Annotated in this window: 21 protein-coding genes; 12 read left to right on the top strand and 9 right to left on the bottom strand. The window is 66.7% G+C overall.

What is annotated here, in order from left to right; all coding sequences use genetic code 11:
• The first annotated feature begins 37 nt into the window (after nt 1-37).
• Entirely contained in the window at nt 38-751 is a 714-nt protein-coding gene (locus QCE63_RS28495) for a heavy metal response regulator transcription factor (RefSeq protein WP_309837865.1), read from the top strand.
• Complete coding sequence (locus QCE63_RS28490) at nt 748-2223, top strand: heavy metal sensor histidine kinase (RefSeq protein WP_309837863.1); 1476 nt, start codon at nt 748-750, stop codon at nt 2221-2223. The genes QCE63_RS28495 and QCE63_RS28490 overlap by 4 nt, the downstream gene beginning before the upstream one ends.
• Before the next feature lie 14 nt (nt 2224-2237).
• Here QCE63_RS28490 and QCE63_RS28485 read toward each other — a convergent pair whose 3' ends face one another.
• The 7 genes from QCE63_RS28485 to QCE63_RS28455 all read right to left on the bottom strand — a co-directional run bounded on the left by QCE63_RS28485 (nt 2238) and on the right by QCE63_RS28455 (nt 9855).
• The gene (locus QCE63_RS28485) at nt 2238-2846 is read right to left on the bottom strand and encodes a hypothetical protein (RefSeq protein WP_309837861.1); all 609 of its coding nucleotides are present in this window, start codon (nt 2844-2846) and stop codon (nt 2238-2240) included.
• A 139-nt stretch (nt 2847-2985) separates the two neighbouring features.
• Nucleotides 2986-4008, bottom strand: a complete 1023-nt coding sequence (locus QCE63_RS28480; protein ID WP_309837860.1) for a hypothetical protein — start codon at nt 4006-4008, stop codon at nt 2986-2988.
• Between the two features lie 159 nt (nt 4009-4167).
• Nucleotides 4168-4515, bottom strand: a complete 348-nt coding sequence (locus QCE63_RS28475; RefSeq protein ID WP_309837859.1) for a hypothetical protein — start codon at nt 4513-4515, stop codon at nt 4168-4170.
• A gap of 117 nt (nt 4516-4632) precedes the next feature.
• On the bottom strand, nt 4633-4980 hold the full coding sequence (locus QCE63_RS28470; protein ID WP_309837857.1) for a hypothetical protein: 348 nt from the start codon (nt 4978-4980) through the stop codon (nt 4633-4635).
• Between the two features lie 618 nt (nt 4981-5598).
• Nucleotides 5599-5943, bottom strand: a complete 345-nt coding sequence (nirD, locus tag QCE63_RS28465; RefSeq protein WP_309837855.1) for a nitrite reductase small subunit NirD — start codon at nt 5941-5943, stop codon at nt 5599-5601.
• Between the two features lie 25 nt (nt 5944-5968).
• Nucleotides 5969-8509 carry a nitrite reductase large subunit NirB gene (gene nirB / locus QCE63_RS28460; RefSeq protein ID WP_309837853.1) on the bottom strand — a complete coding sequence of 847 codons (2541 nt, stop codon included), beginning with the start codon at nt 8507-8509 and terminating at the stop codon, nt 5969-5971.
• A gap of 20 nt (nt 8510-8529) precedes the next feature.
• Nucleotides 8530-9855 (bottom strand): MFS transporter, encoded by a 1326-nt coding sequence (locus QCE63_RS28455; protein ID WP_309837851.1) that lies wholly within the window; start codon nt 9853-9855, stop codon nt 8530-8532.
• A gap of 630 nt (nt 9856-10485) precedes the next feature.
• Here QCE63_RS28455 and cobA point away from each other — a divergent pair.
• The 10 genes from cobA to QCE63_RS28405 all read left to right on the top strand — a co-directional run bounded on the left by cobA (nt 10486) and on the right by QCE63_RS28405 (nt 22826).
• On the top strand, nt 10486-11244 hold the full coding sequence (cobA, locus tag QCE63_RS28450) for a uroporphyrinogen-III C-methyltransferase (protein WP_309837849.1): 759 nt from the start codon (nt 10486-10488) through the stop codon (nt 11242-11244).
• A gap of 96 nt (nt 11245-11340) precedes the next feature.
• Nucleotides 11341-11916: an ANTAR domain-containing protein gene (locus tag QCE63_RS28445; RefSeq protein WP_309819810.1), complete on the top strand. Its 576-nt coding sequence runs from the start codon at nt 11341-11343 to the stop codon at nt 11914-11916.
• Nucleotides 11917-11940: 24 nt separating this feature from the next.
• Nucleotides 11941-13071, top strand: a complete 1131-nt coding sequence (locus tag QCE63_RS28440) for a CmpA/NrtA family ABC transporter substrate-binding protein (RefSeq protein WP_309837847.1) — start codon at nt 11941-11943, stop codon at nt 13069-13071.
• A gap of 52 nt (nt 13072-13123) precedes the next feature.
• Nucleotides 13124-13609, top strand: a complete 486-nt coding sequence (locus QCE63_RS28435) for an adenosine-specific kinase (RefSeq protein WP_309837845.1) — start codon at nt 13124-13126, stop codon at nt 13607-13609.
• Nucleotides 13610-13980: 371 nt separating this feature from the next.
• Nucleotides 13981-14580 (top strand): DUF2760 domain-containing protein, encoded by a 600-nt coding sequence (locus QCE63_RS28430; RefSeq protein ID WP_309837843.1) that lies wholly within the window; start codon nt 13981-13983, stop codon nt 14578-14580.
• A 5-nt stretch (nt 14581-14585) separates the two neighbouring features.
• Entirely contained in the window at nt 14586-16463 is a 1878-nt protein-coding gene (locus QCE63_RS28425; RefSeq protein ID WP_309839293.1) for an Hsp70 family protein, read from the top strand.
• Nucleotides 16464-19220, top strand: coding sequence for an Hsp70 family protein (locus tag QCE63_RS28420; protein ID WP_309837841.1), 2757 nt, complete (start codon nt 16464-16466; stop codon nt 19218-19220). It begins immediately after the preceding gene.
• Between the two features lie 200 nt (nt 19221-19420).
• Nucleotides 19421-19579 (top strand): hypothetical protein, encoded by a 159-nt coding sequence (locus QCE63_RS28415; RefSeq protein ID WP_309819798.1) that lies wholly within the window; start codon nt 19421-19423, stop codon nt 19577-19579.
• Nucleotides 19580-19836: 257 nt separating this feature from the next.
• On the top strand, nt 19837-21849 hold the full coding sequence (locus QCE63_RS28410; RefSeq protein ID WP_309837838.1) for an ATP-binding protein: 2013 nt from the start codon (nt 19837-19839) through the stop codon (nt 21847-21849).
• The gene (locus QCE63_RS28405) at nt 21846-22826 is read left to right on the top strand and encodes a nucleoside hydrolase (protein ID WP_309837836.1); all 981 of its coding nucleotides are present in this window, start codon (nt 21846-21848) and stop codon (nt 22824-22826) included. The genes QCE63_RS28410 and QCE63_RS28405 overlap by 4 nt, the downstream gene beginning before the upstream one ends.
• Here QCE63_RS28405 and QCE63_RS28400 read toward each other — a convergent pair.
• On the bottom strand, nt 22791-23465 hold the full coding sequence (locus tag QCE63_RS28400) for an alpha/beta hydrolase (protein ID WP_309837835.1): 675 nt from the start codon (nt 23463-23465) through the stop codon (nt 22791-22793). The genes QCE63_RS28405 and QCE63_RS28400 overlap by 36 nt on opposite strands.
• 59 nt (nt 23466-23524) lie before the next feature.
• On the bottom strand, nt 23525-23914 hold the full coding sequence (locus tag QCE63_RS28395) for an MAPEG family protein (protein WP_309837833.1): 390 nt from the start codon (nt 23912-23914) through the stop codon (nt 23525-23527).
• Nucleotides 23915-23983: the final 69 nt, after the last annotated feature.

Genomic DNA, 23983 nt, shown 5'->3' with positions numbered 1-23983 from the left:
CTATGAACACGAAACACAACCCTCACAGGTGCCCGGCATGAAAGTCCTGATAGTCGAAGACGAACACAAGGTGGTGGATTACCTGCGCTCGGGCTTGACCGAGCAGGGTTGGGTCGTCGACGTCGCCATGGATGGCGAGGAAGGCACCCATCTCGCCATCGAATACGACTACGACGTGGTCGTGCTCGACGTCATGCTGCCGCGTCGTGACGGCTTCGCCGTGCTGAAGGCGCTGCGCCTCCAGAAGTCGACGCCGGTCATCATGCTGACCGCGCGGGATCACATCAACGACCGCGTGCGCGGCCTGCGCGAAGGCGCCGACGACTACCTGACCAAGCCGTTCTCGTTCCTCGAACTCGTCGAGCGGCTGCACGCGCTGGCGCGCCGCACGCGCGCGCAGGAATCGACGCTGATTTCCGTCGGCGATCTCTACGTGGATCTCATTGGCCGTCGCGCCACCCGTGACGGCGTGCGCCTTGACCTCACCGCCAAGGAGTTCCAGCTGCTGTCGGTGCTGGCGCGCCGCCACGGCGACATTCTCTCGAAGACCGCGATCACCGAACTCGTCTGGGAAGTCGATTTCGAAAGTCATACGAACGTCGTGGAAACGGCCATCAAGCGCTTGCGCGCGAAACTCGACGGCCCGTTCCGCACCAAACTCCTGCACACCGTGCGCGGCATGGGCTATGTGCTCGAAGTGCGCGAAGTCCGCGACCTGCGTGACATCCGGGAAGATGCGAGACCATCATGAACATGCCGTGGGCGTCGTCGCCGTCTGAACCACGCGCGCAGCGCTCCATCTCGCGGCGGCTCGCCGTGATGTTCGCGCTCGTCGCGCTGTTTGTGTTCGCGCTCGTCGGGTCGGGGCTGTTCCTCGTGCTGCGCGTGCAGCTGGAACAGCATCTGCGCGACTCGCTCGACAATCGCGCGGAAGTGGCGCGCCTCATCGTCGCGCACGTGTCGAATCCGGACAAATGGAAGATCGCTCGCGAGAAGCTCGCGGACATCACGCCGCGCGACGGCTCCACGCTATTCGCCGTCACCAGCAACGACCCGCGCTTCGAATACGGCGCGCCGCCTGCGGGCCGCGTCATCAGGGAGGTGATGGGCGGCTACGTGCACTTCCGTCCCGCCGACCGCGCCTACGACATGCTGATGACCACGCTGACCATTCCGCCCAACGTGGATAGGCCGCCGCTGCAACTGTTCGTCGCCATCGACTGCTCGCCGAACGTCCACACCATGCGCGCCTTCGGTCTGGCGCTCGCCGCGCTGATGGCGCTCGCCACGGTCGCGGTTTTGCTGTTGAGCTATTCGGTGGCGCGTCTGGGTCTTGCGCCGCTTACGCGCCTGTCGCGCGATGCGCAGACGCTGAGCCCGAACAACCGCTCGCAGCGCCTCAACACGCGCGCGCTGCCCATGGAACTCGACGATCTCGCGAAGTCCTTCAACGGCGCGCTCGAACGTCTGGATCACGCTTACGGCCGGCTCGAATCCTTTAATGCCGACGTCGCGCATGAACTGCGCACGCCGGTGACCATTCTGATCGGACAGACGGAAGTGGCGTTGACGCGCGACCGTTCCATCGATGAACTGCGTCACACGCTGCAATCCAATCTGGAAGAATTCGAGCGCGTGCGCGCGATCATCAACGACATGCTGTTCCTCGCCCGCGCTGACCAGGGCGAACGCGCGACCGGACTCGTGGAAGTATCGCTCGCGGCCGAGATCAACCGCACGCTCGAGTTCCTGGAGATTCCGCTCGAAGAAGCGCAGGTCAGCGCTGTGGCGAGCGGCGACGCGCGCGCGTTCGTCAATACCTCGCTGTTCGGGCGCGCGCTGTCGAACCTCGTGATGAACGCGATCCAGCATTGCGCGCCGGGCGCCACGATCGCCGTTGCCGTCGTGCGTGAACACGGGCTTATTCGCATCGCGGTGGCCAATCCGGGCGACCCGATCGCGCCGCACGTGATGCAACATCTGTTCGATCGCTTTTATCGCGCGGAGAGTTCGCGCACCAACAGCCGTGAGAACCACGGGCTGGGACTCGCCATCGTGAAGGCGGTGGCCGAGATGCATCGCGGCAGCGTGGCGGCGACGAGCGCGGGCGGCATCAATACGTTCTCGTTCTCGGTCGCGCGCTTCGGCAGCGAGCCGCGCACCGTGCACGACGTGGCATTGCCGGTGCCGCCGGTGGCCGCAAGCAAATCCACGGCGACCTGAATCTCATCGATATCTCACTGGCAGAAATATTCGTCCGATGCCGCAACCGGCGCATCGGCCGTCGCCGGCTTGAAGTGGCTGTAACGCCGGTAGGTCTTGCCGTTCACCGTTATGGCTTCAGCCGATTCCATCTCACCGGACGTCGCTGCAATCGCGCTGCTGTGCGCGTCCACCTTGCTGTTGCTCCATGAGCTTGCCGTGTTCGACATGTCCATGCTGCTCTGCGCCGAAATCCGCGCGGTCACCGGATTGCCGAATGACTGCGTATCGAGCGAGGAATCCGGCGTCTGGTAGCCCCACTTCGACGTGAGCGTGCTCATGTCGATGACCTGCGGCCTCCAGCCGATCACCTTCGCGCCGATCGCCAGCGGCGACAACTCGATCGCGACGATCTGCGTGCCGCGCCGCGCGACCAGCAGACACTTGCCACCCGACGTCTGCAACGGCACATAACCGCTCGACGGCAACAACGCGAGCGCCTGCGCGTTGGGCATCGCCTGGACGCCGGCCGGGCTCGCGGCCCAGACCACGTCCGCGCTCGTCTGGGCGTGCGCGGGCGGCATCATCGCGAGCATCGTGCCTGCCGCGAGCGCGACGGCCGCCGCTATCTTCTGACTCTTCATCGCATGCCTCAGCGGGAAAACGAGGGTTGGCTCTCCGGGAACCGTGAAACGAACCAACCCTTGAAAGGGTGAGACGCTCATGCAACGCAAAGCGTCTCCTGCTCCACTGCACGACCTTGCCGGCGAACCGGCTCCTGCGTCACTGCATCAGCGCGACTTCGATCTTCTCACCGATCGGCGAGCGGGCCAATTCGACGCCATTGCCGGCGACATCGGCCTTGTCATGACCGCGCGGCGCAACCGGCGACGGTTGTGCAACCTGCTTCGCCGATGCCGGCGCGGGCTGCTTCGCTTCGGTCGCGTCCTGCGTCTTCATGCTCACTTCGGGATGGTTCGCAGCGGTGACCGGCAGCCCGAGGCGCGCACGGACCAGCGGGTCGCGATACTTCTCGTCGTCCGACAGCACCGCGTCTTCGCCCGACTTCGCGAGCGGCTTCGTCGTGCCCGGGCACAGATGGCCGGTGGCTTCGACAGCGCGGCGGTTCGAATCGCTCTGGCACAGCAGCGCGAGCGCGACATCGGTCAGGCCCATCGCGCGGAACTCGCGGGCGTCGAGGCGGCGCACGCACGCCTGATCGACCATCGTCGTGCCGCCGGTCGCGCCGAAGCCGGTGATCGAGAGGCCGAAGCTGGCCGAGCCCATGCAGGTGTCGGAGAGCGTCGTGGTCAGTGCGGGCGCGGCGATGGAAGGCGTCGTGCGCACCGAGTACGAGCTCTGGTTGTAGTCCACCGTGGCGCGCGTGTCATAGGCGCTGGAACCGGGCGACGAAGCCTTGCCGGTCGCATCGATGCCGTTCGCCGAGCCGCTCGTGCCGCTCGTGCCACTTCCGGCTGCGCCCGTCGATGACGAGCTGGAGTTGGTCAGCGAAGGCATGGTCAGCGAGATGTTCACGTTCGACGATCCGCCCGAGGCCGACGAACGGCCGCCGTTCGCCGTCGCCACGCCGAGGCCGCCGACGGAGGAGGAATTCGAGGTGGTGCTGGCCGTCGAATTGGCCGACGTGCCGATGTTGTTCAAGCTCGAGCCGCCGCCCTGGCCGATACCGGTGGACGTGGACCCCGACACCGAGCCCGACGAGGAGTTGGCCGTGGTATCGGCATGGGCGAGTTGCGCGGCGCAAAACAGAACCGCACAGGCCAGTTGCACAGTGGTCTTGTTCATTATGGTTCTCCGGAAGGAAGGGGGCGCCGTAAGCATGGCGGTCCCGTGACACGATCTGGTTTTATTGTTATCGGGTGGGGCAAAGGACGCGTCTTGCGCTCTCGTGGCGCGTCACGACGCGGCCTTCGCCTGGCAAAAGAGCCGTGGCCCGCGGGCCGCTTAGCGCCAGCCGCCGCCGAGCTTGCTCCACGCGTTCGCTGCTGCGTCCGCGCCGGACAGGCCGCCTGCCTGCGACGTGCCGTGGCCGAAGCCGCCGACCGTCGACGTGTTGCTGTGGCTGGTCGTCGCGTTGGTCATGTTGCCGGTGACGCCGTACATGCCGCCCGCGACCGATTGCGCGTTGCCGTTGGCCGTGCCGTAGTCGGTGGCGGTGAAGCGGCCGAAGCCCGACACGGACGCCGAGGTCGACCCGCCCGAGGTCGAGCTCGAGGTGGAATTCGTCGTCGTGGCCATGGCGGCGACGGAGACAAACGAGAGCAGTGCGGCAGCGATCAGAGTGCGTTTCATGATGGACCTTCCTGGTTGACAGAATGAGATTGGAATCAGTTGTTTGTGCATCTGTTGCTTCGTGCGGTGACGGGAGAACGGTTCCGCGTTGCGGCATCCGCCGTTCGTCGCCGTGGCTTAATGCCAGCCGCCGCCGAGCTTGCTCCAGGCGTTCGCTGCGGCATCCGCGCCCGACACGCCCTTCGCCGACGAACCGCCGAAGCCCGCGCCGCCCACCGACGAATTGTTGATGTGGCCGGTCGTCGCGTTGGTTGCGTTGCCCGTGACGCCGAAGCCCGTGCCGGCCAGTGCCGACGCGTTGCCGTTGGCGATGCCCGAGTTGGTGGCCGTGAAGGCGCCGAAGCCGTACACGGCGGCTGCCGTGTTGCCGCCCGACGTCGAGCTGGAGCTGGAGTTCGTGCCCGTGGCGAAGGCGGCGGCAGACACGAGCGAGAGGATGGCTGCTGCGATCAGTTTGCGTTGCATGGTGAAGTCTCCTGGTTTCGGCGCACGGTTCTATCCAGCTACATCGACGCCGATATGTAGCGGGCACAGCGAATCCATTTAGTTAGGCATCCTTTTTCACCGGCTTGCTTCGAGTTCGCCCGGATGATCCGGGCGATGTGGGCAAGCAGGTGAGACAGGAAGCGCCGGAGCGCGTGTTCAGGTTCGGTTCGGACCGGTCAGGGCACGCGCTTCCGACAGGCGAAGGCGGCGCTCTTGAAGGAGTGGCGGACGTTGGCCGTCCGTGAAGCGAAGCGCGGCGCGCTGGCCGTCCGCTTGTTTTGCTTGTCGTGCGTCGTTCTTCATCGCAATCCCCGTATCACCTTTTCGATGATGTTTTCAGGCTTTTGGTCTTGAACTGAGTGCCTGTGTTTCGAGTGACTGTAAGGAAGATGAACGACTGTAAGCGTGGGAAAGCCAACACTCGACCTCACGTCCTTCCAGATCGTGAGAAATTGAGTGGGCCAGCGCTCATTTGTAGGAGGGATGTGGTCGGAAACGCCCTGTTTTCAAGGGTTTCCACGGAGGCGTGCGCGTTGCGCGCAGCTTCACAGCGCCGGGCGGCGCCGTGTCATGAAAGGAAAGCGAACTTCAGAAGCGTCAGGCCGCGACCCACACCTTGCCGCCCGCTACTTTCACGCGGTACGCGCTCACCGAAAGCTCGGGTGCTTCAAGGCATTCGCCCGTTTGCAGATCGAAATGCTGCTTGTAGATCGGCGAAGCCACGACGATGCGCTCGCCGACACTCCCCACGATGCCGCGCGACAACACCGCCGCCTGCGAATGCGGATCGTAGTTGTCGATCGCGTAGACATGCGCCTCTTCGCCAGCGAGATGAAACACCGCGACCTGCGCGCCCTTCACGAGCGCGCAGACGCCCGTGTCCGGCACGATGTCGTCGAGTTCGCACACGGCGGTCCAGTCCTGTTCGATGCGGTCGTTCATGTTGATCTCCTTGCGTTTCAATGGGTCAAACAGTCTCGACGACGACGGGTATGTCCGCGAGCTTCGACTTGCGTTCATCCGGCGTGGCAGGCCGGATCTGGCCGCGTTCCTCGACGAAGGTCACGTTGACGTCGGCGGCGTCGCTGTTGACGAAGTGGCGGAAGCGCTTGCGCGTTTGCGGGTCGGTCACGGCCTTCTTCCATTCGTCCTCGTAGGTATCCACGACGAGTTGCATCTCCGTCTCCAGTTCCGTTGCAATCTCCAGCTTGTCGTTGACCATCACATCGATGAGATAGTCGAGTCCGCCTTCGAGGTTGTCGCGCCAGACACTGGTGCGTTGCAGGCGGTCGGCGGTGCGCACGTAGAACATCAGGAAGCGGTCGATGTAACGCACGAGCGTCGCGTGATCGAGGTCCGACGCGAGCAGTTCGGCATGGCGCGGCTTCATGCCGCCGTTGCCGCACACGTAGAGGTTCCAGCCCTTCTCCGTCGCGATCACGCCGACGTCCTTGCCTTGCGCTTCGGCGCATTCGCGCGTGCAGCCCGATACGCCGAACTTGATCTTGTGTGGCGTGCGCAGGCCCTTGTAGCGGTTTTCCAGTTCGATCGCGAGGCCGACCGAATCGCCGACGCCATAACGGCACCACGTCGAGCCGACACACGACTTGACTGTGCGCAGCGCCTTGCCATACGCATGTCCCGACTCGAAGCCGGCCGCGATCAAGGCCTCCCAGATGAACGGCAACTGCTCGACGCGCGCACCGAACATGTCGACCCGCTGGCCGCCGGTGATCTTCGTGTAGAGACCGTATTGCTTCGCGATCTGCCCGACCGCGATCAGTCCGTCGGGTGTTACTTCTCCGCCCGGCATGCGCGGCACGACGCTATACGTCCCGTCGCGCTGGATGTTGGCAAGGTAGTAGTCGTTGGAATCCTGCAGGCTCGCGTGTTCCGTCTTCAATACGAACTCGTTCCAGCAGGACGCGAGAATGTTGGCGACAGCCGGCTTGCAGATATCGCAGCCGCGTCCCTTGCCGTGCTTCGCAAGCAGCGCCCCGAACGTGCGATGCCCTTCCACGCGCGCAATGTGATACAGCTCCTGGCGCGAATACGGGAAATGCTCGCAGAGGTGATTGTTGACGGCAAGACCTTGCCGCTTCATCTCTGACTTCATCACCTGCGTGACGAGCGGCACGCAGCCGCCGCAGGTCGCGCCCGCCTTGCATGACGACTTGATCGCGCCGATGCTGGTCGCGCCTGCGCACACCGCCGCACAGATCTCGGCCTTGCTCACGTTGTTGCACGAGCAGATCTGCGCGCCGTCGGGCAGCGCTTCCACGCCGAGCGCGGGTTTCGCGCGGCCGTCGCTCGAAGGCAGAATCAGGAATTCGGGCGCCTCGGGCAACTCGATCCGGTTGAGCATCATCTGCAACAGCGTGCCGTATTCGGCGGCATCGCCCACCATGACCGCGCCGTGCAGGAACTTGCCGCAATCGGACACGACGATCTTCTTGTAGACCTGCTTGCGCTCGTCGCTGTACTGGTAGGTGCGGCTGCCCGGCGTCTTGCCGTGCGCATCGCCGATGCTCGCCACGTCCACGCCCATCAGCTTGAGCTTCGTGCTCATGTCCGCACCGGCGAACGCGGCCTCGATGCCCAGGATCTGCTTCGCGACGATGCGCGCCATCTCGTAGCCCGGCGCCACCAGACCGAACAACTGCCCCTTCCACAGCGCGCATTCGCCGATTGCGTAGATGTCGGCATCGCTGGTGCGGCAGGTATCGTCTATCACGATGCCGCCGCGCGCGCCAATCTCGAGCCCCGTCGCACGCGCGATATCGTCACGCGGCCGGATGCCCGCCGAGAACACGATCATGTCGGTGTCGAGATGCGTGTCGTCGGCGAAGTTCATGCGGTTCGCCGCGCCTTCGCCTTCGACAATGGCCAGCGTGTTCTTGCCGGTATGCACGGTGACGCCGAGTTCCTCGATCTTGCCGCGCAGCATGCGGCCGCCGCCTTCGTCGACCTGCACCGCCATCAGGCGCGGCGCGAATTCGACGACATGCGTCTGCAATCCCATGTCGCGCAGCGCCTTGGCGGCTTCCAGTCCGAGCAGGCCGCCGCCCACCACGGTGCCCGTCTTCGAGTGCGCGCCGAAGGCCTGCATCGCTTCGAGATCCTCGATGGTGCGATACACGAAGCAGCCCGCGCGATCGCGTCCTTCGATCGTCGGGACGAACGGGTAGGAACCGGTCGCGAGCACGAGCTTGTCATAGGCAAGCACTTCGCCGGTCGAGGCAGTCACGGTGCGCGCCACGCGATCGATTGCTACAGCGCGCGCATTCAGCTTGAGCGCATAGCCGGAACGCTCGAAGAAGCCTTCTTCGACCAGCGAGAGATCATCCGCGCTCTTGCCCGTGAAAAATTCCGTGAGATGCACGCGGTCATATGCGGCGCGCGGCTCTTCGGACAGCACGGTGACCTGCACGGCATCGTTGCCGCTCCCGGCAAGCGCTTCGAGAAACTTGTGGCCGACCATGCCGTGGCCGATGACGACGATTTTCATGACGGGGGACCTTTCTTTTCTCAGTTCGCGATGACGTTGTTGGCTGCAAGCGCGTGTTCGCGCAGCGCGGCTTCGCGCGCCTTGTGTTCGGGCGAGAAGCGCACGGCCAGCGCGCACAGCGCCGTGCCGGCGACGATCAAGCCGAGCATCGAAAGCGTGGCCTGGGCGCTGCCGAGGCCCTTCATCAGGAAGCCCGCCGCGACCGCGCCGACATTGCCGCCTGCGCCAATCACGCCGGCCACGCCGCCAAGCGCCTTGCGGTCGATGAACGGCACCAGCGCGTAGGTCGCGCCGCAGGCCATGTGCGTGAAGAGGCCGAAGACGAGCATCGAGATCACGGCGAGCGCGACGCCCGGCGCATGCGCGAAGGCAAACAGACCGATCCCCTCGCCCGCGATCAGCACGAACAGCAGCGTGGAGCGCACGTCGAGGCCGCGCCGCGCGGCCACCTTGTCGGAGAGCCAGCCGCCGAGGGCGCGGGCAAACAGCGCGAGAAGGCCGAAGCTGCCCGCCGCCAGACCCGCTTCGCCGAGCGTGAGATGAAAGCGGTCGACGTAATACACGGCGGCCATGTTGTGAATGAACACTTCCACGCCGAAGCACGCGCCATACGTGACGAACAACATCCACACGCGATAGTTCGAGCACGCGGCCACGAAGCTTTGCCAGCCGCCCTTCTTGCCGCCATCGATGGCGATCCCTGCACGGCGCAGTTCGACGAAGTCGCCTTGCGGGCAGTCCTGCGTATAGCGCCAGTAGAAGAACGCCATGACCGGCATCGCAAGGCCCGGCACCAGCAGCGCAATGCGCCACGACGACGCAGCGCCCCCACCGAGCGCGATGGCCGCCGCTACCAGCAGCGGCACGACGGCCTGCGCCGCGCCCGCGCCGGCGTTGCCCCAGCCCGCGGTCGTTGCGTTCGCGGTGCCGACCACGTTCGGCGCGAACATCACCGACGTGTGGTACTGCGTGATGACGAAGCTCGCGCCCACCGCGCCGATGGCGAGACGGCACCACAGGAAACTGTCGTAACCCGTGGAGAGCGCCGCGCCGATCACCGGCGCGGCGCCTGCGACCAGCAACACGCTATAGACCCTGCGCGGACCGAAGCGGTCGCACATCGGGCCGATCACGAGCCGCACGAGAATCGTCACGGCCACGGCCGCGATATTGATGTTGGCGACCTGATCGGCGCTGAGACCGTATTCGCGCTTGATGAGCGGCATCAGCGGCGCGCACGCGAACCACGCGAAGAAGCACACGAAAAACGCCATCCAGGTGAGATGGAAGGCGCGCATCGGCACGCTGCGCATGCTGAAGAGATCGATCCGGGTGGCTTTGTCCATCGTCTAACCGCCAAAAAAGAAAGGCGTCCCGCGCATCCGGCCGGGAAGCCGATGCGGGGGACGCCGTTGTCCGATGCCCGCACGTTGTTCACCTGCCGGGCGCTGTAATCGAGACGGATCGCCGTTGATCCGATGGCAAGGCATAAGGCAAGGGCTATGCCATCGACGGCGGAATCGGCTGCAAAGGCTTGCTGGCCGGGGCTTGGCGGCGCATGTCGGAAGCCTTCGCGGGGATCCGGCGCGGCGCGCTTTCGATGCAGACGGGCACAGCGCTGGTGCGGCGCAGCACTGATGCCGTGCGGACCCTCGCATCGAAAGGCAGCACCACGCGGACATGTGTACCGTCTGGTTATCTTTATTAACCGCCTGGTGAACATACGTCATTCACATGGAGCAGGCATGCATGCGCCGAAACGGTGCCCTCGCCGTGCGCCGCGCACAACGCGGGTGCCGAAACCGATTGAATGTGGCATGGCCTGCTACTTGCATTGACTCACGCAGCGCCGCGTGCAACGACGCTTGCGGCATACCCATTCATGAGAGCAAGGACAATGGCGTCCCTTCGTGCAACAGCACGAGCGGACGCCTTTTGTTTTTGCTTTTGCGCTTCAGTCGAAAGAGGACACCAAGATGAACACCGCGAATGGCAAAGTCACCTTGCTGAGCGCAGGCCCAGGCGATCTCGACCTGCTGACGCTGCGCGCCGCCCGCGCGCTCGCCGCCGCGGACGTGCTGCTGCTCGACGACCTCGTCAATCCCGACATCGTTTCGCTTGCGCCGGATGCGCGCGTGATCCGCGTGGGCAAGCGCGGCGGCTGCCGGTCCACGCCGCAGGCCTTCATCGAGCGGCTGATGCAGCGCCATGCACGCAAGGGGCTGCACGTCGTGCGCGTCAAGGGCGGCGATGCCTTGCTCTTCGGACGCGCCGGCGAAGAGATCGCGGCGCTGCGCGAAGCGGGCATCGCGGTGGAGATCGTCAATGGCGTGTCGTCGGGCTTCGCGGCGGCGGCCGGACTCGGCATCTCGCTCACCCATCGCGATCATTGCCAGGGCGTCACCTTCGTCACCGCGCATCTGCAGGATCATCGGCAGCCGGACTGGCAGGCGCTTGCCGCCACCGGCACCACGCTTGCCATTTACATGGGCATGAGCCGCATCGCAAGCCTCACGACCGCGCTGCTTGAGGCGCTGCCCGCGAGTACGCCCGCCGCCGTCGTGCAGCACGCCGGCTCGGCGCAGGAACGGCGTCTCGTGACCACGCTCGACCGTCTCGCCGATGACGCCGCCGCCGCGGGTCTCGGCAGCCCGGCCGTGATCCTGGTCGGCGGCGCGATCGGCGAGGCAGTCGAATTCGCCGTTCAGGCCCGAGGGTTCGCGCATGCCGCATGACGCGGGTTCTCAAACGGCGGGCGGCGCGTTAAAGTTGTCAGCGTCTCCGCATCCGCTTGCGCCGTTCCCCGCATGACCCCGTCTCCCGCTTCCCGCATGCTGCGCGTGCTCCTCGTCACCGACACCGACAAGCCCATCGGCGACCTGCGCGAGCAGCTCGCGCGCATGGGCTATGACATGCTCGCCGAAGTCGCCGCGCCCTCGGCGCTGCATGCGGCTGTCGAGAGCCAGAAACCCGATGTCGTCATCATCGATACCGAATCGCCGTCGCGCGACACGCTCGAACAGCTTGCCGTGATGAACAAGGCGGCGCCCCGCCCCGTGCTGATGTTCAGCAATGACGCCGACCAGCAATTCATCCGCGCGGCGGTGGGCGCGGGTGTCACGGCCTATTCGGTCGAAGGACTCGCGAGCGCGCGTCTTGCGCCGATCATCGAGGTCGCGCTCGCACGTTTCGCCCATGAAGAACAATTGCGCCTGCGGCTCGCGCAAGTGGAAAACGAACTGGAGCAGCGCAAGGTCATCGACCGCGCCAAGCGCCTGCTGATGGACAAGCGCGGCATGTCCGAGAACGACGCCTACGCCGCGCTGCGCAAGCGCGCCATGGACCAGGGCGTGAAGGTCGCGGAAATCGCGCGCCAGTTGCTCGCCATGGCCGACCTGCTGCGCTGACCGATAAAGCTTCCAAGAACCGCCATGAATCCGCCCGACACCACGCTCTCCACGCCCGAACGCACGCATCTGCGGCTCGGCTTCGTCGCACTGTCCGATGCCGCGCCGCTCGCCGTCGCCGCGTTGCGCGAACTCGGCGCGCGCCACGGCATCACGCTCGAACTGTGCCGCCAGCCATCGTGGGCCGCCGTGCGCGACAAGCTGCTCTCCGGCGAACTCGATGCCGCCCACGCGCTCTATGGCCTCGTATACGGCGTGCAGTTGGGCATCGGCGGACCGCAGGCCGACATGGCCGTGCTGATGGTGCTCAACCGTAACGGCCAGGCCATCACGCTGTCGCGCGCGCTCGCCGATGCAATCGAAGACGGCGCAAGCATCAAGCAAGCGCTACAGGCGCTTGGCCGTCAGCCTGTCATCGCGCAGACCTTTCCGACCGGCACGCACGCGATGTGGCTGTACTACTGGCTCGCGGCGCACGGCCTGCATCCGCTGCGCGACGTGCGCAGCGTGGTGATTCCGCCGCCGCGCATGGCTGACGCGCTCGCGGCCGGCGAGCTCGACGGCTTCTGCGCGGGCGAGCCGTGGCATGCGGTGGCCGAGGCGCACGGCGCGGGCCGCACGGTCGCCTATACGAGCGAGATCTGGCCGGACCATCCGGAAAAGGTGCTGGCGTGCCGGCGCGATTTCGCCGCGCTGTATCCGAACACGGCGCGCGCGCTGGTGCGCACGATGCTCGACGCCTGCGCCTGGCTCGATGCGCCCGCGCACCGCACCGAAATCGCGGAGGCGCTGGCCTCGGCGCAACTGCTGGATGCGCCGCGCGGCTTGATCGAGGCGCGTCTCTCGGTGGCCCATGGCGGCGACGCGCACGCGCTGCCAGTACGTTTCTTCGATGGCGGCGCGGTCAACTATCCGCGCATCTCGGATGGCCAGTGGTTCATCACGCAGTACCGGCGCTGGGGCATGCTGGACAGCGCGCCCGACGACGCCGCCCTCGCGGCCGCCGTCAACCAGACCGCGCTGTATCGCGAGGCGGCGCAGGCGGCCGGCATCGCGATACCGGGCGAGCGGCGCGCCGCCACCTTCTGCGACGGCCGCGTGTGGGACGGCGGCGACAGCGCAGCGTATCTCGCGGGCTTCGAAATCCGCGCGTGAGCGGCGCCGGAGCGCCTACCATGGAAGTTCCTGCGCGCACGGGAGACCCGCCATGGAACTGCTCGCGATCGGCATCGACAAGCCCGAGAACACGAATTTCATCCTCGGCCAGTCGCATTTCATCAAGACCGTAGAGGATCTGCACGAGGCGCTGGTCGGCGCGGTGCCCGGCATCCGTTTCGGACTCGCGTTCTGCGAGGCATCGGGCAAACGGCTCGTGCGCACGTCGGGCACGGACGAGAACCTCGTCGATCTGGCCGCGCGCAATGCGTTGACCCTCGGCGCGGGTCACAGCTTCATCATCATGCTCGGCGACGGTTTCTTTCCGGTGAACGTGCTCAATGCCGTCAAGGCGGTGCCCGAGGTCTGCCGCATTTTCTGCGCGAGCGCCAATCCCACCCAGGTGCTGGTCGCGCAGACGGATCAGGGGCGCGGCATCGTCGGCGTGGTGGACGGCCTGCCGCCGCTCGGCGTGGAAGCGGAGCAAGACGTGCAATGGCGCAAGAATCTGCTGCGCCAGATCGGCTACAAGCTCTGACCTTGCCGACAGTCGGAAAGCGCCGCCGCGCCTTGACTTGGCCGCGCAAATCGCGAGAATGAGGCCCGCCGTTGCAGCCCGGGCCGTCGCGCGCGCCTGCGCGTTCCAGGGCGTTTTTCCAGCCGGAGCGCGACATCATGGAAAATAGCGGAATTCGGTGAACGCGCCACGCGCGCGTTTGCCAGGTTTCCCGCGTTGTCCCTTGCTTCGTCCCGTCGTCTCCGCAGCGAAGGCATGCCGTCTGCTCGCGCAGGCGCACGGAATACGAACCTGCGGGCATTCCGGCACCTTTCGCCCAACGGCACCCAACACCGGCCACCCGCGCCGCCCGAGGATCGGAGTCGTCCTCGCGCGGCCTACAGGAGCATCACATGACCGACATGAACCCAGGCTTTTTCGGCAGGATCGGCATTGCCTTCGGCGCCTTCTTCGGCGTCTTGGGCAACGCCGCCTTCGCCGGCCGCGTGCAGCGTCTGCGCGACGCGCCGCATGCGCCCGAAGCAGCGCCTGCTGCATCCGCCCCCGCCGCCCCGCAGCCGCCGAAGCCCGCCGCCGCGCCCGTGCAGCCCGCGCCGTCCGCACTGAAGGAAGCCAGCCCGGTCGCCGCGCTCCAGTTGCTGGCGCTGCTGCAACGCGACGCGCGCTTCGTCGATTTCGTCGAGGAAGACATCGCCAAGTACAGCGACGCCGATATCGGCGCTGCCGCCCGTCTCGTGCACGACGGCTGCCGCGCGGTGTTGCGCGAGCACTTCACGATCAACCCCGTGCGCAGCGAAGCCGAAGGCAGCCGCATCACGCTGCAGGAAGGCTTCGACGCGGCGGCCGTGCGCCTGACCGGCAATGTCGTGGGCCGCGCGCCGTTCAGCGGCAGCATCAGCCATCGCGGCTGGAAGGTCGAGGACACGCGCCTGCCGAAGCTCGCGCCGTCCCACGATGCGAGCATCGTCGCGCCGGCGGAGGTGGAACTGTGAGCGATATGAACGAAACCCGCGCCCGCTATTCGATCGGCGTCGATCTCGGCACGACGCACTGCGCGCTTTCCTACGTCGACATGAGCGCCAGCGACGGCGAAAAGACCGCGCAAGGCGTGCTGCCGGTCGCGCAGCTGACCGCACCCGGCGCCGCCGAAGAACGCGAACTGCTGCCCTCCTTTCTCTATCTGCCGCACGAAAACGAACTCGCGCCCGGCGACATGACGCTGCCGTGGACGCAGGAACGCCGCTTCATCGTCGGCGAACTGGCGCGCAGCCGGGGCGCGGGCACGCCGATCCGCCTCGTCTCCAGCGCGAAGAGCTGGCTGTGCCATCCGGGCGTCGATCGCCGCGCGGCCATCCTGCCCGCCGATGCACCCGAGGAAGTCGAGCGCGTGTCGCCGCTGGAAAGCTCGGTGCGCTATCTGACGCACCTGCGGGAAGCGTGGAACCATCAGCATCCGGACGCGCCGTTCGACCAGCAGGACGTCACCGTGACGATTCCCGCGTCCTTCGATCCCGCCGCACGCGAACTTACCGCCGAAGCCGCGGCGGCCGCCGGTTACACGCGCATGACGCTGCTCGAAGAGCCGCAGGCCGCGCTCTATAGCTGGATCCAGAAGTCGGCGGGCGGCTGGCGCAAGCAGGTGAAAGTAGGCGACGTGATCCTCGTGGTCGATGTCGGCGGCGGGACGACCGATCTCTCGCTGATCGCCGTGGTCGAGCGTGAAGGCAATCTGGAACTGCATCGCGTCGCGGTCGGCGAGCACATCCTGCTCGGCGGCGACAACATGGACCTTGCGCTGGCGCATACCGTCGCCCGGAAACTGGCGGCGCAAGGCTCGCAGCCCGACCCGTGGCAGTTGCGCGCGCTCACCTACGCGTGCCGTTCGGCCAAGGAAACCCTGCTCTCCGATCCCGCCGCCGACGCCGTGCCGCTCGTCGTGCCGAGCCGCGGCTCGAAGCTGATCGGCGGTTCGCTGCGCACCGAACTCACGCGCGCCGAACTGACGCAGATCCTGCTCGAAGGCTTCTTCCCGCAAGTCGATGCCGCGGCGCGGCCCGTGTCGCGCGCGCGCGTCGGCCTGACGCAACTCGGCCTGCCCTACGCGCAGGACGCCGCCGTCACGCGTCATCTCGCCGCCTTCCTCGGCCGTCAGGTGAATGCGCTTGCCGAAGTCGAAGGACTCCGGCGCGAGGCGCCGCAGGGCGCGACGATGCTCCATCCGACCGTCGTCCTGTTCAACGGCGGCGTGTTCAAGTCGCCGCTGCTGGTGGATCGCGTGATGGCCACGCTCAATCAGTGGCTCGCCGCCGAAAGCGCGCCCGCCGCACGCCTGCTGGAAGGCGCGGACCTCGATCTGGCGGTCGCGCGCGGCGCGGCCTACTACGGTTATGTGCGCCATGGCAGCGGCGTGCGGATTCGCGGCGGCACGGCACGCGCGTATTACGTGGCGATCGAATCGGCGATGCCCGCCGTGCCCGGCCTCGAACCGCCGGTGCAGGCGCTGTGCGTCGCGCCGTTCGGCATGGAGGAAGGCACCGACGCCGCGTTGCCCGCGCAGGAGTTCGGTCTGGTCGTCGGCGAGCCAGTGCATTTCCGCTTCTTCGGCTCGTCGGTGCGGCGCCAGGATCAGGTCGGCACGCTGCTTGATTTCTGGCAGCCCGACGAACTCCAGGAACTCGAAGAGATCGAGGCCTCGCTGCCGTCGGAAGGCCGCACGCCCGGCGAAGTCGTGCCGGTCAAGCTGCACGCTCGCGTGACCGAAGCGGGCACGCTCGAACTCGAAGCGATTCCGCGCGGTTCGTCGGAACGCTGGAAGGTGGAGTTCGACGTGCGCGGCGGTCCGAATGCAGGCGTCGATCAGGGCATGGGACTGTAAGTGTCCCGTTTCAGCGTCGGCATCGATCTCGGCACGAGCAATACGGTCGTCGCCTATGCGGCGGCCGGCTCGGAAGAGGTGCGCGTGTTCGGCATCGACCAGCTCGTCGCTCCGGGCGAGGTCGCGGCGCTGCCCCTGCTGCCATCGCTGCGCTATCACTACGCGCCCGGCGAACTCCGCAGCGAAGACCTGTACCTGCCGTGGGGCGAAATGGAAACGGCGGCGGTCATCGGCCAGTTCGCCCGCAAGCTCGGCGCGCAGGCGCCCGGACGGCTCGTGTCGAGCGCGAAGAGCTGGTTGTCGCACGGCGCCGTGGATCGTCTCGCGGCCATTCTGCCGTGGGGCGCGGGCGACGACGTCGAGAAGATCTCGCCGGTGATCGCCAGCGCGAGCTATCTGGCGCACGTGCACGCCGCGTGGAACGAGCGCTTTCCGGACGCGCCGCTCGACGCCCAGAACGTGGTGCTGACCGTGCCCGCGTCATTCGACGAAGGCGCGCGCGCCCTCACGCTCGAAGCAGCGCGCATGGCGGGGCTGACCTCGCTGCGCTTGCTGGAGGAACCGCAGGCGGCGTTCTACGACTGGCTGTTCCATCATCGCGCAACGCTTGGCCGTGAGCTTGCAGAGACGCGCCTTGTGTTGATCGTCGACGTGGGCGGCGGCACGACCGACCTCACGCTGATCCAGGTCGCGATGCAGGACGGCGAGCCGGTGTTGACGCGCATCGGCGTGGGCAACCATCTGATGCTCGGCGGCGACAACATGGACCTGGCGCTCGCGCATCTCGTCGAGAGGCGGCTGACGGGCGATACCGCGCGGCTCTCGGCGACGCGCATGGCCGAACTGGTCGAGCGCTGCCGGGCGGCCAAGGAACAACTGCTCGGCAAGGACGCGCCCGCGTCCGTCGCGGTCACGCTGCTGGGCGCGGGCTCGAAGCTCATCGGCGGTGCGCGCTCCGTCGAGATCACGCGCGACGAGATCGGGCAGATCATCGTGGATGGTTTCTTTCCGCAGGTGTCCGCCAATGAGCGGCCAGCTCGCACGCGCGGCGGTCTGGTGGAATTCGGCTTGCCCTATGCGAGCGATCCGGCCATCACGCGGCATGTCGCGGCCTTTCTCGGCCAACATGCGGGCGAGGCACGCAAGGCGCTCGACCTGCCCGCCGACACCCTTGCCATTCCCGACACGCTGCTGCTGAACGGCGGCGTGTTCCGCGCCGGGCCGCTGTCGCGGCGCATCGCCCAGACGCTGTCGGGCTGGCGCGGTGCGGCCGTCAACGTGCTCGAAAACGCCGATCCCGATGTGGCCGTCGCGCGCGGCGCGGTCGCCTATGCGCTGGCGCGCGCGGGTCATGCGCCGAAGATCGGGGGCGGCTCGGCGCGCAGCTTCTTCCTGTTGCTTGAGGACCAGTCCGACAGCACGCGCGGCGTGTGCGTGCTGCCGCGCGGCACCGAGGAAGACCAACCGGTGCATCTCGCCGATCGCACCTTCGCGCTGACGCTCGGCGCGCCGGTGCGGTTCCACCTGGCGTCGTCGGTGGCGGAGACGGCCTGGCAGGCGGGCGAACTCGCGGACCTCGGCGCATCGGCCGACTTCGTGCGGCTGCCGCCGATCGCCACCGTCATCGATGCGCACGCCGGCGACCCGGCCCGCCCCCGCGAAACCGCCGTGCAGCTGACGACTTCGCTGACCGAAGTGGGCACGCTTGCGATGCATTGCATCGCCGTCGACGACCCTTCGAAGCGCTGGCTGCTCGAATTCCAGTTGCGCCATGAAGCAGCGCCGGCCGAGCCAGCGGGCGCGGTCGCGCATCCGGCGCTGCCGAAGGCCGTCGAACTGATCGACCGCACCTTTGGCGCGCGTTCGCAGGACGTCGGTCCGAAGGAAGTAAAACGCTTGCGCGCACAGCTCGAACAGACGCTCGGCACGCGCGATACCTGGGACATCGTTCTGTTGCGCGAGCTCTTCGGCGCGTTGTTCGAACGCGCGAAGAGGCGTCGGCGCAGCGCCGATCACGAACGCCTGTGGCTCAATCTGACGGGCTTCTGCATGCGGCCGGGATTCGGTCACCCGCTCGACGACTGGCGCGTCGAGCAGCTCTGGACGCTGTTCGACCAGGGCATCCAGTACAGCAACGAAAGCCAGATCTGGTCGGAGTGGTGGACGCTATGGCGGCGTGCGGCCGGAGGACTGTCCGAAACGGCCCAGTTGCGCCTGCTGGACGACATGGCCTTCGTGCTCCAGCCGCCCGGCACGAGCCGCTATCGCCGCGCGGCGGGCGCGGCGCGCGCGGGCTACGAGGACATGGTGCGGCTCGCGGCGTCGCTCGAACGCGTGCCGGTAGAGCGCAAGATCGAGGTCGGCGAGTGGTTGCTGACGCGGCTCAAGAAGCCTTCGGAGAACATCCAGGGCTGGTGGGCGCTGGGACGGATCGGCGCGCGCCAGCCCTTCTACGGCAGCGCGCACGGCGTGGTGCCGCCCGATGTAGCGGCACGCTGGCTCGACGCCCTGCTCGCGCTCGACTGGAAGAAGGTGGATCCCGCCGCGTTCGCCGCTGTGCAGATCGCCCGGATGACCGGCGACCGCTCGCGCGATCTCGCCGACGAGACTCGCGCCGCCGTGATCCAGCGTCTGGAAGCGATGGGCGCGGCGCAATCGTGGATCGCGATGGTCCGCGAGACGGTGGAACTGGATCGCGCGGATGAAGGCCGCGTGTTCGGCGAGACGCTGCCAGCAGGGCTCAAGCTGATTCGGTGAGTGGCTTCGCTCAGCGGCTTCGCTCTTCTGCCTCGCTCAGCGGCTTCGCACAGTGACTCGGCTCAACGCTTCCGCTGCAACCAAAACCGAGATACTTCGTCATCAGAAGCGTTTCCAGCCGCGCGATGTCTTGAATAGCGGTGGAGCGCCGCCTATGGTTATCAGTGTGTCGATCCGGACACGTTCTGAAGGAGGTCATCATGCCATCCCCACGCAAGGCTTCAGCTCAGCAACCCGCCGAAACCGAAATGTCGAGCCGCAAGAAAACGGCCGGCACCAAGGCATCGCCCGCCAAGGCCGCAGGCGCGAAAGAGATGCAGGTCACCAAGCGCACCACCAAGGCAAAACCGAAGTCCTGAGCGGTCATCGAACGATCCGCCCTCTTCATCGCGCGGGGGGCATTTCCTGTGGCTATCCTTCGACACGGCGGGCGCGGCCTTCGCGGCGCTCGCTGTTCGACCCGGCCGGTTCCTGCCTCATCCCCCGTTACCCCGCCTGAAAAGACCCACAAAACCGCAATATTTGCCGGATATAACGGTTGTCGCCTAAAAAAAGGCGTATTGGTATGACTGCATTGTCCTAAAGTAGAGTCCCCCGTTCCACAGCGAGCATGAAGATGGCCGTACCGCAACGCGCCGCCGGCGTGCGTCCCCCAGGAGTGCTGTCCGCGGCCGCCCGTGAAGCCGTCGCGAGCCTGGTGCGCAATCTCGCGATTCCGGCGCCGTTCTCCGATCCCGCTCTCGAGGCCCAATTCCTCGAGGATCACAGTCAGCGCTTCTGCGCGTTCCGGCGCGCGTCCGCGCTGCTCGCACTCGTCATCTGGACGTGCTTCCTCTGGTGGGACTTCAGCTTCGTGCGCGGCAACAAGGCGCTCAACGTGCGCCTCGCCGACATCCTCGCGCTGCGCTTCGCAGGCGTCGCGCTGCTGATCTTCGTCGGCGCGCTGGTGCTCCGGCCGTCGTTCCGCTCGCATGCGAACGCGCAGCGCGTCATCCTCACCGGCATCTACGGACTGCTGTGCCTGATCCTGACGATGGTCGCGATCACCCCCGCGCCCTATAACTACACGCAGTATTTCATCGGCCTCTATCTGGCGCTGTTCTTCCAGTTCAGCTTCTTCTATCTGCGCTCGCGCGTCGCGCTGACGGCCGGCGCCATCACGATGGGCTCGGTCGTGCTGTGCCAGATCACGTTCCATCTGCTCAACACCGAGGACTTCTTCGCCGGCCTGTTCTATATGTTCAACGTGCTGATCGTCGGACACGGCGTCTGCACGCACGCCGAGCGCGTCTCGCGCGAACGCTACAGCTCCGAGCGCGCGCTGGCCTCGCTGAACGACGAACTGCGCGCCGCCAATGGCTCGCTCGGGCGCAAGAACCGCGAGTTGGAGATTTCGAAGAAGGACCAGGAGAACAAGACCAACGCGCTGCTCGCGCTGCGCGAACAGCAGATGATCGCGGCGCAGACTGCGAGCCGCGACAAGTCCAACTTCCTCGCTGCCGCGACCCACGACCTGCGGCAGCCGATGCACGCCCTCAACCTGTTCCTGCAGGCCGCCGCCGAGGCGATCCGCAACGGCGAGTTCGACCAGGCCGAGCGGCTTATCAACGATTGCGGCCGTTCCTCCGTGATCCTCGCGCGCCTGCTGAATGCGGTGCTGGATCTGTCACGGCTCGAATCGGGGCGGGTCGTGCCGCGCTATCACGTGTTCGACGTGCGGCAGATCGTCGAGGAAGCCGCCGAGCAGTTGCGGCCGTTCGCGACGAGCCGGGGCGTCGACTTGCGGCTGCGGCTGCCGAAAGAAGAAGTCGTCTGCGTGCGCAGCGATGCGCACTGGCTCGGGCGCGCCGTGGCCAATCTGGTCTCGAACGGCATCAAGTATGCGGATACCAGCAAGTCGACCCGGCCAACCGTGATCGTCGGCGTGGTGCGCTCGGCCACGCGGGCGCGCATCGACGTGCTGGACAACGGCATCGGCATTCCCGCCGATTATTTCGACGCGATTTTCCAGCCCTTCTTCCAGGTCGACAATCCCGAGCAGGATCGCGACAAGGGGCTGGGACTCGGGCTGTCGATCGTCAACGCGGTCATGTCGATGCTCGACCAGCATCGCATCGAGCTCAAGTCCACCGAGGGACGCGGGTCGCGCTTCTCGCTTGAAATGCCGCTGTGCGGGCCGACGCAGGATCAGCCGTCGGCGCGCGCGCCGGCGCGCTCGGAAGCAGCCGATGCCGCGCAGTTGAAGGGCCGCTACGTGCTGTTCGTGGAAGACGACGGGCTCGTGCGCGCCTCCACGGAAGCGCTGCTGACCCAGTGGGGCGTGCTGTTCGATTCGGCCGCGACCTTCGAGGAATACGAGGAGATCCTGAGCGACATCGAGCGCTTTCCCGATCTCATCATCACCGACTTCCGTCTGCGCGATGCCCGCACCGCCCGCCAGGTGGCGATGCTCGGGGCCGTGAAGCTCGGCCGGCCGTGCCCCGTGCTCGTCGTGACGGGCGAGCCGGCGGCCTGCATCGTGCCGCTCGCGTGCGACCAGGACGTGCTGAGCAAGCCGGTCAGCCCGGCTGAGCTACGGCGCGGCATGCTTGCGCTGCTGCCGCAGCACGAGACGGCGGACGCGGCATGACGCTGCACAAGGTCATCTACGACACCGATCCCGGCATCGACGACGCCCTCGCGCTCGTGTTTCAGGCGCTGCATCCGGGCATCGAACTGGTGGGCATCACGAGCGTGTTCGGCAACGCGGATATCGACACGACCACCGCCAACGCGCTCTATCTCGCGCAACGCTTCGCGCCGGGCGTGCCGGTCGTGCGCGGCGCGGCGGCGCCGTTGCGGCGGCCCGCGCCTTCGCCCATTCCGCATATTCATGGCAAGGACGGGCTTGGGGAGATCGAGCGGGATCACGTTTCCGGGCGAGAAGACGGGCGCGAGGCGCATCGCTTCATTATCGAGACGGTGCGGGCGCATCCCGGCGAGATCACGCTGCTCGCGGTCGGGCCGCTGACCAATCTCGCCCTGGCGCTGCAACTGGATCCCGACATCGCGATGCTCGTGCGCGAGGTCGTCGTGATGGGCGGCGCGTTCGGCATCCATGGTGCGCTCGGCAACGTGACGCCGGCCGCCGAGGCAAACATGCACGGCGATCCCGATGCCGCCGACATCGTGTTCGGCGCGCCCTGGAAGGTGTCGATCGTCGGACTCGATGTCACGCACGAAACCGTGATGACCACCGCCTTCCTGGCCGGATTGCGCGACAGCGCCGGCGACGCGGGCCGTTTCGTGTGGGACGTGTCGCGCTTCTACGAACGCTTTCATGCGCAGGAAGGCGTCGTGGGCGGCATCTACGCGCACGATTACTCGGCGGCGGCTTTCGTCGTGGCACGCGAAAACTATGTGACGCGGCGCGGTCCGGTGCGCGTGCTGGCGGAAGGCATCGCCGCCGGGCTCACGGTGCAGAAGCCCGCTTCGATGCACGCGCCCGCGCCCGAGTGGGACACGCGCCCAGCCTGCGACGCCTGCATCGGCGTGAACGCGGACGCGGTGCTGAAGCTCTTCGCCGCGACCTTAAGAAACCAGACGCGCGCCAAGCCACTGGCGTAGCGCCTCCACTTCCTCCATGCAGACCGAATGCGGCATCGGATAGGCATGCCATTCGACGTCGCAGCCCTGCTCGCGCGCAAACTCGCACGCCTGTTCGCCGAGGCTCGGCTTGAGCACGTCATCGAGGGTGCCGTGCGCGGCGAAAATCGGCAGCGTGCGGTTCGCCTCGCTCAAGGCTTCGCCGATCAGCCCTTCCGACGGAATGTAGCCCGACAGCACGATCAGCCCCGCGAGCCGATCCGGGTGCGTGAGGCCGGCGTGATACGTCATCGCGCCGCCCTGCGAGAAGCCCGCCAGGAAGATGCGTTCGGTGGGAATGCCGCGTGCGTCCTGTTCGGCGATCAGCTCGCGCACACGCGCCACCGATGCCTCGATCCCCGACTCGTCCACGCGCCGGTTGACGCCTTCGAAGGACAGGATGTCGTACCACGCGCGCATCACGTAGCCGTTGTTCGCGGTGACGGCGATCTCCGGCGCGTTCGGAAACACGAAGCGGATGGCGGGCGCATCAGCGAGGCGCAACTCGGGCACGAGCGGCACGAAGTCGTTGGCATCGGCGCCGAGGCCGTGCATCAGGATCACGGCGAAGCGAGGATCCGGCGCGGTGTCGATTTCGAGAGTGGCGGGTTGGTCGGTCATGGCTCGGTACTCCATTGCTTGAACACGCGGGCTGCCAGAACGCGGCGGCCGGACAGCGGCTAGACGATCGGCACAAGAATCTGCACGATCCCCACGATGGACACCAGCCATACGAGCGAGCGCACGAAAGGCACGCCCGCCACGTACAGCGGCACGTACACCAGGCGCGCGACGAAATACGCCAGCGCGCCGTAGTGCGTCAGGACGTTCTCGCGTCCGGTCACATGCACGATCAAGACCGCGATGGCGAAGATCGGCAGGGTTTCGAAAAGGTTCGTCTGGGCCCGCAGCAGGCGCCCGGAGAGCCTGCCGGGCGGCCGTGCAGGAGCATCGCGCGGGCCGGCGTTGTAGCGCAGCCCCACTTCGCGGCTGCGTACGAATGCAGGGAGCAAGACTTGCACCAGCGCGAGCACGAGTGTCCATGCCAGCATCGTCAGTTCGAAACTCACGGCGCCTCCATCGATGAATGCCCGGAACGGGTCGCGCCATCATGCCATCGCGATCCGCGAGCGTGTTAC

The sequence above is a fragment of the Caballeronia sp. LZ065 genome (assembly GCF_031450975.1).
GTDB lineage: Bacteria > Pseudomonadota > Gammaproteobacteria > Burkholderiales > Burkholderiaceae > Caballeronia.
Note: the sequence above shows the minus strand (reverse complement) of the source record. Positions and strands in the feature narration are given on the sequence as shown.

What these genes read in the sequence shown, in the direction of transcription:
- QCE63_RS28455 (WP_309837851.1), bottom strand. Translation starts at nt 9,855, where the DNA reads ATGGACAAAGCCACCCGGATCGATCTCTTCAGCATGCGCAGCGTGCCG.
- QCE63_RS28485 (WP_309837861.1), bottom strand. Translation starts at nt 2,846, where the DNA reads ATGAAGAGTCAGAAGATAGCGGCGGCCGTCGCGCTCGCGGCAGGCACG.
- nirD (WP_309837855.1), bottom strand. Translation starts at nt 5,943, where the DNA reads ATGAACGACCGCATCGAACAGGACTGGACCGCCGTGTGCGAACTCGAC.
- nirB (WP_309837853.1), bottom strand. Translation starts at nt 8,509, where the DNA reads ATGAAAATCGTCGTCATCGGCCACGGCATGGTCGGCCACAAGTTTCTC.
- QCE63_RS28410 (WP_309837838.1), top strand. Translation starts at nt 19,837, where the DNA reads ATGGCCGTACCGCAACGCGCCGCCGGCGTGCGTCCCCCAGGAGTGCTG.
- QCE63_RS28400 (WP_309837835.1), bottom strand. Translation starts at nt 23,465, where the DNA reads ATGACCGACCAACCCGCCACTCTCGAAATCGACACCGCGCCGGATCCT.
- QCE63_RS28430 (WP_309837843.1), top strand. Translation starts at nt 13,981, where the DNA reads ATGACCGACATGAACCCAGGCTTTTTCGGCAGGATCGGCATTGCCTTC.
- QCE63_RS28470 (WP_309837857.1), bottom strand. Translation starts at nt 4,980, where the DNA reads ATGCAACGCAAACTGATCGCAGCAGCCATCCTCTCGCTCGTGTCTGCC.
- QCE63_RS28445 (WP_309819810.1), top strand. Translation starts at nt 11,341, where the DNA reads ATGCTGCGCGTGCTCCTCGTCACCGACACCGACAAGCCCATCGGCGAC.
- QCE63_RS28415 (WP_309819798.1), top strand. Translation starts at nt 19,421, where the DNA reads ATGCCATCCCCACGCAAGGCTTCAGCTCAGCAACCCGCCGAAACCGAA.
- QCE63_RS28490 (WP_309837863.1), top strand. Translation starts at nt 748, where the DNA reads ATGAACATGCCGTGGGCGTCGTCGCCGTCTGAACCACGCGCGCAGCGC.
- QCE63_RS28405 (WP_309837836.1), top strand. Translation starts at nt 21,846, where the DNA reads ATGACGCTGCACAAGGTCATCTACGACACCGATCCCGGCATCGACGAC.
- QCE63_RS28495 (WP_309837865.1), top strand. Translation starts at nt 38, where the DNA reads ATGAAAGTCCTGATAGTCGAAGACGAACACAAGGTGGTGGATTACCTG.
- QCE63_RS28440 (WP_309837847.1), top strand. Translation starts at nt 11,941, where the DNA reads ATGAATCCGCCCGACACCACGCTCTCCACGCCCGAACGCACGCATCTG.
- QCE63_RS28435 (WP_309837845.1), top strand. Translation starts at nt 13,124, where the DNA reads ATGGAACTGCTCGCGATCGGCATCGACAAGCCCGAGAACACGAATTTC.
- QCE63_RS28475 (WP_309837859.1), bottom strand. Translation starts at nt 4,515, where the DNA reads ATGAAACGCACTCTGATCGCTGCCGCACTGCTCTCGTTTGTCTCCGTC.
- QCE63_RS28425 (WP_309839293.1), top strand. Translation starts at nt 14,586, where the DNA reads ATGAACGAAACCCGCGCCCGCTATTCGATCGGCGTCGATCTCGGCACG.
- cobA (WP_309837849.1), top strand. Translation starts at nt 10,486, where the DNA reads ATGAACACCGCGAATGGCAAAGTCACCTTGCTGAGCGCAGGCCCAGGC.
- QCE63_RS28480 (WP_309837860.1), bottom strand. Translation starts at nt 4,008, where the DNA reads ATGAACAAGACCACTGTGCAACTGGCCTGTGCGGTTCTGTTTTGCGCC.